Source organism: Egibacteraceae bacterium (assembly GCA_040905805.1).
Classification (GTDB): Bacteria; Actinomycetota; Nitriliruptoria; order Euzebyales; family Egibacteraceae; genus DATLGH01.
The window spans coordinates 1-10,096 of record JBBDQS010000029.1; the positions used below are offsets into that span (position 1 = coordinate 1).

General features: G+C 68.4%; 7 protein-coding genes. 2 read left to right on the forward strand and 5 right to left on the reverse strand.

Annotation, left to right across the window (positions count from 1 at the left end; all coding sequences use genetic code 11):
* A partial coding sequence (locus WD250_04155; protein ID MEX2619392.1) for a helix-turn-helix domain-containing protein occupies nt 1-618 on the reverse strand: 618 nt, incomplete at its 3' end.
* 418 nt (nt 619-1,036) lie between these two features.
* Entirely contained in the window at nt 1,037-1,774 is a 738-nt protein-coding gene (locus tag WD250_04160) for a hypothetical protein (GenBank protein MEX2619393.1), read from the reverse strand.
* Between the two features lie 681 nt (nt 1,775-2,455).
* Here WD250_04160 and WD250_04165 point away from each other — a divergent pair.
* Entirely contained in the window at nt 2,456-2,989 is a 534-nt protein-coding gene (locus tag WD250_04165; GenBank protein ID MEX2619394.1) for a DinB family protein, read from the forward strand.
* Nucleotides 2,990-3,227: 238 nt separating this feature from the next.
* The gene (locus WD250_04170) at nt 3,228-3,608 is read left to right on the forward strand and encodes a hypothetical protein (protein ID MEX2619395.1); all 381 of its coding nucleotides are present in this window, start codon (nt 3,228-3,230) and stop codon (nt 3,606-3,608) included.
* Nucleotides 3,609-4,456: 848 nt separating this feature from the next.
* Here WD250_04170 and WD250_04175 read toward each other — a convergent pair.
* The 3 genes from WD250_04175 to WD250_04185 form a co-directional block, all read right to left on the reverse strand.
* Nucleotides 4,457-7,960 (reverse strand): RNA-binding domain-containing protein, encoded by a 3,504-nt coding sequence (locus WD250_04175; protein ID MEX2619396.1) that lies wholly within the window; start codon nt 7,958-7,960, stop codon nt 4,457-4,459.
* Nucleotides 7,957-9,105, reverse strand: a complete 1,149-nt coding sequence (locus tag WD250_04180; protein ID MEX2619397.1) for a restriction endonuclease subunit S — start codon at nt 9,103-9,105, stop codon at nt 7,957-7,959. The genes WD250_04175 and WD250_04180 overlap by 4 nt, the downstream gene beginning before the upstream one ends.
* 65 nt (nt 9,106-9,170) lie before the next feature.
* On the reverse strand, nt 9,171-10,096 hold a 926-nt coding region (locus WD250_04185), incomplete at its 5' end, for an N-6 DNA methylase (protein MEX2619398.1).

The following is a 10,096-nucleotide window of genomic DNA, read 5'->3' on the forward strand; positions in this document are numbered from 1 at the left end:
CACCAGCCCCGCCGCGTCGCCGCCACCCTGGTCACCGTCACCGGCGGCCGGGTCGGCCCAAGCACCACCATCGTCGGCCTCAGCCTCGACAGTGTCCTCAGCGGCGTCGGTGGCCTCAGCGGCGTCGCCCTCGCCCTCAGCGACGTCGGCGGCGTCGCCCTCGACGGCGTCGGTGGCCGCCGCCGGCTTGAGCGCCCGCGACACCGAGTTCAACGACACCCCCACCCGCTGGGCGATGGCGGCCATCGTCAAGCCCTCCGCTCTTGCGGCCACGATCCGCGCGACTGTGGCGTCGGTCAGCTTGGACGGGCCTTGCGGGCCCCGTCGCTTGGCCGTCAACGCCTCCACCCCGTCGGTGTCGTAGGCCGAGCGCCACCGCCACACCGTGTTCTCGTTGACCCCAAACGCCGCGGCCACCTCACGCTGGCCGGCTGTGGTGGTGACCACCATCTGCACCGCCGCCAACCGGCGGGCCGCGTTGTCGCCGGGCGCCCAGCACCACGCCGCGTTGCCCCACACGAACACTGCGCCGCCCTGCTCGCCCTCGACCAGCTCCACCCCGACGGTGACCACCCGCGCGTCGCTGCGCGGCAACGGCAGCGGCGGCCCCTGGTTCACCCGAGTCATCTTCGCTGCCACTCGACCACCCCACAAACGTCGCCTGAACTCTGCACGTATTATCGCATAGTTCGGGCGGGAAGTGTGGGACCTTTCCCCGCCACGAGTGGGTTTTCAGCCCTCTATGTCAAGAGGTCTGGGGTCTAAGCGAACCAGTCACGGAGATTCGCGGTGTAGTTGCTGCGCGTCTTGGCCGAACGGAACCCGGCCACGAACGCCGCAGTCAACTGCGCGGACCCCATTCGAGATGCTCGGTGACGGCGACGCGCTCACGGTTGCAGACATGAAGATCGACTCCTCGGTGACGGGCACGGGCGTCCCGCCTCCGTGGCGATCAGACCCCCTTGGCCACCTCACGCCAACCCGGCAAGGAACGCAGTCGAGCCGCACCCTGGGGGAAAGACCGCGCTGCGCATACTCAGTTCGGGGGCGGATTGATGGTGTCGCTGTACATGTCGCCGCGATGCTCCGGCCGCGTAGGCAGCGCCTCCAAGTCAGGGTGCTCAAGGAGCGTGTGCACGCAGGCATCTGAGGCGGCAACGTAGGTCCAGCAGAAGTCGATTTCGGTGGCCACGCACCAGGCCCGGTCGTCAGGCCACCAGAGGCTCGGGCCCGTGTCCCCCGCCCCAGGGCCTACGGCGATCCCGTCGACGACTGCGTCGATCGGGGCGCGCATAAGCGAGTAGCCGCGGCCGGGCAGTTCGACGCAGGCCGCTTCGGGGGCATAGTCCTCCCAGCCACCCCAGCCCTCCCAGACGCACAGCCAGCAGCGCTCGGGCGTAGCGGTGTGGGCGCGCAGCACCTCAACCAGCGGCGCAGCGATGCCAGCCGGCAGGTGGCCCACGTCGGGCTCGTCCTTCCACGGCGCGACGGTACCTACTTCTCCGGCGGGCTGGATGAGGCGCTCCCACTGAATCTCGGGATGCAGGCGCCGGCCCGACCAGGCGGCGACGCCGCTCCAGCGCACCGAGGGCGCATTCGGCGCATCATCAGGGCCGTGGACGGGATGAAGGATGCGCGCGTAGGCCGGGTAGCCGGTGGGCACCACAGCGCCGACCGGTGTCCCGAGCGCTGCGCCCAACTCCAGCAGCCGCGGCCCCAGCCACTCCGCCGGCGCAGCGCTTTCGGCCGGTTCGAGGCTCGGCGCGGGCTGCACCCAGGGCCCTGGCGGCCGGTCCGGGCTCCGTCGCTGGTTCAGGGACCCCGCCGACTGCGAGGACGATCCAGGCTGTCGCCTTCCCTGCACGCGCGCTCCCTCCACTTGCCACCGAGCCTCGACGGATATCACCCCAGGCGCAAGAGCAATCCGACGGATCCGTCTTGCATCGCTTGCATCGGGGTCTGGTGGAAGCCGTAGGGTTGAGCGCGGGGCCTGTCTACCCGACGTTCGCCGCGGGGCCGCTCCAAACGGTGAGTTTGGGTGCCCGTACACATGATGGCGGCGTGGCCGCGTCGGCCCGCCACCGGTCCTCGGCGAGGGATCGCTACGGAGAGCCAGGTCGCCCTCCCACCCGCGACCACGGCTTATCCCGGCAAGGGTTGAACTCGAGCCATGCTTCTGTGGGCGTAGGTCCGCACTCGCGGCATCACGTTTGAAGCCCTGTGAGCGTTGCCAACCACGATGGGTTGGACGGATCCAGTCTGGGTTCCCGGCCTCACGCTTGGCCAGTGGCGCGGCGAAGGGTGAGATACCCCAGGACAGCCGCAGCCAGCAAAGGCATCGCGGCCGAGTCGAAGAGGAGCGAGGTAAGACCTGGCATGGGCGGACGTCGGCGGCTGCTGACCGTGCCGGAAAGGTATGAGGTGTTTGTCGACCGTGGGTCAGGAATGAGGCGCCATGGACCACTGCGAGCAGTGCGGGTTCGTGTACGACTCGGTGCCGGCAGCAGCCGTGCCCGAGCAGCTACGGTCCCAACCGTCCCGCTACGCGGCCGTGCTGCGCGCGGCCCAACACGAATCGCTCGCCCGGGCCCGACCGGGGCCGCAGACGTGGTCGGCGCTCGAGTACGCCTGCCATGTGCGGGATGTGCTTCGGGTCCAGCGCGAGCGCTTGCAGCTGGCACTCGAGCAGGAGCGGCCGGTGTTCACCCCGATGCGCCGGGACGAGCGTGCTGTCGAAGACCGCTACAACGAGCAAGCCGTCGACGTGGTCCTTGACGAGCTCGCCGAGGCCGCCGAGCGGATCGCCGCCGCGCTCGACGGCCTCAACGATGTGCAGTGGCAGCGCACCGGGGTCTACAACTGGCCGCAACACGCCGAGCGGTCGATGGCGTGGGTGGCCCGCCACACCGTCCACGAGGGTGTGCACCACCTCGAGGACATCACCACCGGCCTGGACATCCTGCGCCGCGCTCGGGACTCGGGCGAGTGATCCCGGCTGCAGCGCGGCAGCCGCACAGGAGCGCGCCGTCAGGGCGAACCTCAGGACTGCAGTGCGGCGGGCATTCCGCGGGCGGATACCGTCTGCTTGGATGCCGACCGTCGCCCCTCTCGCGCTCCACGGGGCAGCGGCGTCGGTCGGCGGGCGTGCCGGCGCCGAGCGCAGAACGCGGGTGCCCGCCACGAGGGCTAGGTTACGAGCAGGGGTTCCGAGCGATGGGAGGGGTGCCGTGCTGCGCGGGCTGCTCCGACGCATAGCCGCACCCGCCCACCGGGCTGCGGACGCCATCCCCGGCGTGCGGCGGCGGGAGGACGTCCTGTCCTTCGGGCAGACGTCCAAGGGCGTTACCCAGGTGCGCGGAAACGGCACGCTCGTGTTGACCGACGACCGCCTGGTCTTCCTGATGTGGATGCCCCGCCGCGAGTTGGTCATTCCGCTCGCTGCCGTCGAGGCGGTCGACACGACGCGGAGCCACCTCGGCAAGACGATGGGGCGTGACCTCCTCCGGGTGTGCTGGCGCGACCCGCGGGGTGGCGAGGACGCGATCGCATGGCTGCTCGATGACCTCGGCGGCTGGCACACCGCCCTCGGCGGCGGCCCCTCGGGCTGACGGCCGCAGCGGACCGACTTCCCGATCGGTTCATCTCAGCACCGCATGCCGCCTTCGGCGGCACCTCGGAGTATGAGAATCCGGCCGGAGCCGGGCAGCTGCGGCCTGCTGCCCCGCGGACGCCCGGGGTTACCGACGGGTAGACCCGGGCTCAGGGACATATCTGTCGCTCCGGCCGGGTCTAGCAACTTTGCTCTCGCGCGTCCGGGCGGCAAGCCCCTGAGTTCTGTGGCGGGGATGCTTTGCGCCTGTTCGAGACGCTTTGGGAGAATTTCTCGTGACGCAAGTCCCGGCTCCCGCCTAGGTAGACATGGTGCAGGGGGGAGCCGGATCCTGCTACTTCTTCACAGGCTGGGATGGCAGAACCTGCTCCGGCTGCGGCCATCGATCTTGAGACAGATTCCGGTCGCACAGTTCTTCTGGATCCACATGCACGAAGGGGATGGAGTCGACGCGGTTCGCCTCCTGCCAGCACCGCGGATGATCAGAGTCCGGAACGCCGACTACTTCTCGCCACAGCCCTGTGCGTAGCGGCATGACGACCGTGACCAGGAAGACGACGAAAAGCGCGCTTGCGGCCACAGCCAGCCCGACGAAGGCAAGGGTCCACCTTGCTCGACCGGTCATTCCGTAGTCCCATCAGATGGACGAATCCGCAGTGTCCCAGTATGGCGCGCCCTCACGCGGAGCCGCGTCCCACCCGAACCGGGAACGCCCGCTACCGCACGGCTTTCGCGGCTGAGCCAGTGACAGCCAATCACAGTAGGACCGCGGAGGCCCAACCGCCGATAGACCGCACTCGAGGGGCACCAGGGTGCCGTCCGTCCCGGTGACCTACAGGCTCTGCATCAGTTCGGCCTCCCCGAGTTGCCCCACCGTTGGACGATGTACTTCTCGCGCTCGACGGCGTCGAGGGCCTTGGTGCCGTTGGCGACGCGGACGTAGAACTCGGTGCGGCTCTCCTTGGGCCCTCCGGGTTTCTGGATGATGACCTTGGCGTCGACGGGGAATCCGGAGGGGTCGACCTGGACCCGGCAGACCTCGCCGCCGTTGACCTTGTGGATCTGGGGTCGCATGAGCGTGGCTGCGGCGTCTCCCATCGAGGTGGCGGTGATGTTGGCGAGGTGCTGCTGGAACCAGTCTCGGGGATCCTGGTCGGTCTTGGAGCGGCTGGCGTAGTCGGACTCGAGGCCGTGCACGGTGCCGTCGTCGGCGACGCCGATGAGCAGGGTGCCGCCCTCTCGGGAGTTCATGAACGCGGCGATGGTCTTGAGCGAGGCGCTCTCCAGCGGCTTGAAGGTTGCGCCGCTGTCGGCGTGGGTGCGCAGGGTGGCCTTGTACTCCAGATGGGTGGACTCGCGGTCGGGGCCGAGGAGGTCGACGATGTCGCAGTGCTCCTGGTGCATGACCTTGGCCCGGCCCTGCACGAACGGCAGATAGGCGGACAGGACCTCGGCCTGCAGCTCGGGGTTGTCGACGTAGGCCAGCGCCATGTCCTCCGCGGCGCCCAGCTGGTCGAGCACCCCGGCCATGGCCTCCTTCTCCAGCACGAGCTTGAAGTTGTCCGGCGTGTTGACCGCGGCGGCCTGCTGGATGTCGGTGCGCTGGGCGAGCTTGTCGAACACCGAGTCGTAGAAAACCCGGTCCTCGGAGGCGAAGTCGGTCCCGAACCGCTCGTTGAGCCGGGCGATGATCTGCGACAGCGGCTCGTCCTCGGGTTCGTGCAGCTTGCCGCCGCCGAAGATGGTGCTGACCTCACCCTGGGTCTCGGCGAGGGTGACCGACCCCTCGAAGGTCTGCTCGACTTTGAGGTGGGTGAGCTCGACGTCGGGGTGGACCGCTTCGGTGCCGCGCTCCCTGACGAGCGCGGCGAGGGCCTTGCAGAACCGGTAGTCGCGTTCCAGCTTGGCGTCGGTGAACGCCACCACCTGGGACAGGAACGCGTAGGTGCGGATGAACCGGTTCAGGGCGTCACGGAACCGGTCCTGCTCGTCGGCGTCGAGGCCGTGGTGGAACCGGTCGACGGCGGGGGCGAGGGCGGCATGGACCCGGTCGTGGGCGACCTTGCCGGTGGTGAGGAGCAGGGCGACGGTGCGCTCGATCTCGTCGGGCCACAGGACCCCGAACGGGTCGAGGGCGTGGCGGGTGTCGTACAGCAGGTTCGGGTCGGTCGGTGGGGCCACGGTGGCGCCGTAGTAGGGCTCGAAAGCGGCCCGGATGTCCTCGGCGTCGTTGTAGAAGTCGAGCACGAACGTGCCGTTCTTGCGGACCCCGCCCCGGTCGTAGGTGCGGTTGAGTCGCGACAGCGTCTGCACCGCAGCGAGCCCGGACAGGGGCTTGTCGACGTACATGGCGTACAGCTTGGGCTGGTCGAAGCCGGTCTGGTACTTCTCGGCCACGACCAGCAGGTGCCAGGCGTCGGTGTCGAACTCGGTGGCGGTCTGGGACTCGGGGAACTCGTTCATCGACGACTCGGTCACGGGCCTCCCGTCGAGGTCCAGGGCCCCGGAGAACGCGACGAGGACGCCGACGTCGGTGTAGCCCTTGTTGTTGATGTAGCGGTCCAGGGCCAGCTTGTAGCGGGCCGCGTGCTCCCGGGATGCGGTCACGACCATGGCCTTGGCCATCCCCCCGATGCGGCTGCGGACCTTGCGCCGGTAGTGCTCGACGATCACCTCGGCCTTCTGGGCCAGCTGGTGGGGGTGCAGGGACACGAACCGGGCGATCGCCGCTCGCGCCTTGCCCGGGTCGTAGGTCGGGTCCTCGGGGGTGGCCTGCTCGATGTGCCAGTACGTCTGGTAGGTGACGTAGTGGGCGAGCACGTCGAGGATGAACCCCTCCTCGATGGCCTGGCGCAGCGAGTACAGGTGGAAGGGCACGTGGCGGTCCGTGGCCGGGTCGTAGCGGCCGAACAGCTCCAGCGTGCGGGCCTTGGGCGTAGCGGTGAACGCGAAGTACGACAGGTTGGGCTGCCGTCCCCGGGCCGCCACCGCGGCGGCTAGGGCGTCCTCGGCGGGGTCCAGTGGCTCATCGGGGTTCGGGACGGGCTTGGTCGCGCCGAGCACAGCCTTCAGCGCGGTGGCCGACTCGCCGGTCTGCGACGAGTGCGCCTCGTCGACGATCACCGCGTACGTGCGCTCGGGCAGCGCGCCGATCTTGTCGGTCACGACGGGGAACTTCTGCAGGGTGGTGATGACGATGCGGGCCTGCTCGCCCGCCAGCGCGTCCGCGAGCTGCTGGGAGTTCTCATCGATGCGCACCACCACGCCGTGGGCGTGCTCGAACTGGTAGATCGTGTCCTGCAGCTGCTTGTCGAGCACCCGCCGGTCGGTGATCACCACCACCTTGTCGAACACCTTGGCGTCGGCGGCGTCGTGCAGCGACGACAGCCGGTGCGCCAACCAGGCGATGGTGTTGGACTTGCCCGACCCCGCCGAGTGCTGCACCAGGTAGTCACGACCGGCGCCGTGCTCGCGGGCCTCGCCGGTCAGCGCGAGCACCGCGTCCCACTGGTGGAAGCGCGGGAAGATCACCGGCGGGTCCTTCGTCGAGCCCTTCGGCGTCGGCTCCACGTGCACGAACCGGTTCAGCAGGTCCAGCCAGGCGTCGCGCTGCCACACCCGCTCCCACAAGTAGGACGTGCGGTGACCGTGCGGGTTGGGCGGGTTGCCCGCCCCCAGGTCGTGGCCCCGGTTGTACGGCAGGAACCGCGTGGCCTTGCCCGCCAGGCGCGTCGTCATCGCCACCCGCGCGGTGTCCACCGCGAAGTGCACCACCGCCCGCCGCAGCAGCGGATTCTTTGGGTCCCGGGCGGTGCGGTACTGCTCGATCGCCTGATCGGTGCCCTGACCCGTCAGCGCGTTCTTCAGCTCGGCCGTCGCCACCGGCACACCGTTGACGAACAGGCACAGGTCCAGCGCCTTCATCGAGGGGGCCTCGTAGCGCAGCTGGCGGGTGACCGTCAGCCGGTTCTTGCCGTAGCGCTCCACCAGCTCGGGCGTCAACCCCGACGCCGGCCGGAAGAACGCAAGGCGGATCGTCACCCCCAGATCCACCACCCCGTGGCGCAGCACGTCGATCGTGCCCCGGGCGTCCAGCTCCTTGGCCAGCCGGTCCGCGAACCCGCGCCGTGCCTTGTCCGGATCCCCGTACAGGTTGCGCAGCTGGTCCCACCGGTCAGCCTGGGTCGCATCGACGAACGCGAACAGCTCGGTCGTGTCCAGGCCCCGGGCAGCGTCGAAGTCGGTGGCCGCCCCGTCCGCCATGCCCACCTTCACCGCGTCGTAGCCGCCGTGCTCGACCAGCCAGTCGCAGATGAACGACTCGAACCCCGCCTCGTCCACTTTGCTCACGCCGCCACCCCCGGCACCTCCAGCTCACCGGTCACCGCGGCGGTGATCAACGCTTGACGGCGCTCGACCAACAAAGTCCACTGGAGGCGCATCGCCTCCCGGGCTCTCAACTCTCTACGTCGAATCGCATCCAACTCGGTAGCTATGCGGACTTGCTCATCGAAGTCGGGCCATGGAATCCTCACGGAGCGAGCCACATCTTCGTTCAGCAGTGGGACCGGACCCGGTGAAGTCAGTGCACCCAGATCAACCGAATTCAGGCAGTAGTACACGTACCGGGGGGATCCAACCTCCACGGTCACCCCCATAACGTTTTGGTCGAGACAAGAAGGTTCACTCAATATGGCCCGTCGGTTCGTTAGCAATGCGGCTCCGATCTTCGGCAGCACGATCGTTCCAGCTGGCAAGACGGGAGAGTGCAACCCGGCTGCGACCTTGGGTGACACGCGGTTGGCGACGCGGTTGATGTATCCGTCGGCATCCACGGCCACGAGGTCTCCGACTTTGACGTAGGGGATCGTCCCGGCAGAGTCGCCCTGCATGCTGTGAGGGAATGCAGCGCCAGCCTGCAGCCGCGCTATTCGACGCAGTTGGACGCGGGGCGTCGCGGAGACGGCAAATCCAAGGCCCGTGCTGTTAGCGCCCACTGTTGCCCAGCGCTCGGCCAAGACATTTGCCATGCGCCGCCTCTTAGCGATGAGGGCGTCGATGCGGGCGGTCTCGGTGTCGAGGAATTCGGCGATCGTCCGCTGCTCATTGAGCGACGGGAGGCGAACCTTGAGCACGCGCAGGCCGTCGTTGTCAATTTCGATCTGGTTCGGACGAACGCCTCGGGACAGCCGACGGAGCTCAGCTGTGTAGACGGGCGAGCGGAGCAGATAGTCGAGGAACCTGGAGTCTTCTCCGTGCTGCGGTCTGAAGCAGATGTAGTGGCCAGAAACGATTCCTCGGTACTTGGAGATACCGAGCGAACCCTGCCACGCCTTCATCCGATTGACGGCAAGCCATCCCGAGTCAACCAACTGATAGATATTGCGGTTGGCTGCGGTCTTGTTGAAGTTGTCCCCACGACCCTCCTTCTGGACCACGCCGTGATCGCGGTAGACGCTCAGCATCTGCTCGTTGGGATGCCCGATGTCCTTCACGCGATCAAACAGCGACCATAGGGGAACGGATCGCCAGGAGGACGGCCACTCGACACCCCTGCCGGTCACTCCGTCACCTCGCGCAGGAGGTGTTGGATCTCGGCCTCCAACTGCTTGATCTCGGCATCAATCTCTTCGAGGGGGCGGGGTGGGACGTAGGTGTAGAAGTGGCGGGTGAGCGGGATCTCGTAGCCGATCTTGGTCTTGGTGTGGTCGACCCAGGCGTCGGGGACGTAGGGGTGGACCTCGGCGGCGAGGTAGTCGTCGACGGCGGTGCGGTACTCGATGGTGGTCAGCCGGGCGGTGGGGTCGGCCTCGTAGGTGAGGGGGCCCGGGGGCAGGGGGACGTTCTCGTTGTCGCGCAGGTCCGGGTCGGGCAGGACGTTGCCCTTGGCGTCGGTGACGGGTTCGGCGTCGGGGTCGCGCACGGTGAGAGCGTCGAGGATGGCGGTGCGCAGCGGCTTGCCCTTCACGCCGGCCTCGGCCATGAGGGCGGCGACGCGCTTGTCGGCCAGCGCGGGGTCGGTGATCGGCTCGTCCTGCCACTGCTGGAGTCCGGCGAGCAGCGCCCCGCGGGTGGGCTCGTCGAGCTTGGCGAACCGCTTGTCGGCGTCCAGGGCGGCGAGCGTGTTGTCGGTGACCTGCCAGCGGACCCGCAGGGGGCGCTCGACGGTGATGCGCAGGTAGCCGAACGCTTCGTTGGGGAAGATCTTGATCCGCACGCCGGAGGGGTGGTCGCCGTCGGCGTGCTCGCCGTAGGCGCGGACGATGGCGGTGATCTGGGCGTCACTGATCAGCTTGCGCTTCTGGCCCAGGCTCTTGCGCATCTTGGCGAACATGGCGCGGGCGTCGACGAGCTGGACCGTGCCGCGCCGCTCGGGGCTCTTGCGGTTGGTGACGATCCAGAAGTAGGTGGAGATGCCGGTGTTGTAGAACAGCTGGTCGGGCAGGGCGACGACGGCTTCGAGCCAGTCGTTCTCGATGATCCAGC

Bases quoted from the DNA above. Each gene is read 5' to 3' on its own strand.
- WD250_04165 (MEX2619394.1), top strand. From the start codon at position 2,456: ATGGACCACTGCGAGCAGTGCGGGTTCGTGTACGACTCGGTGCCGGCA.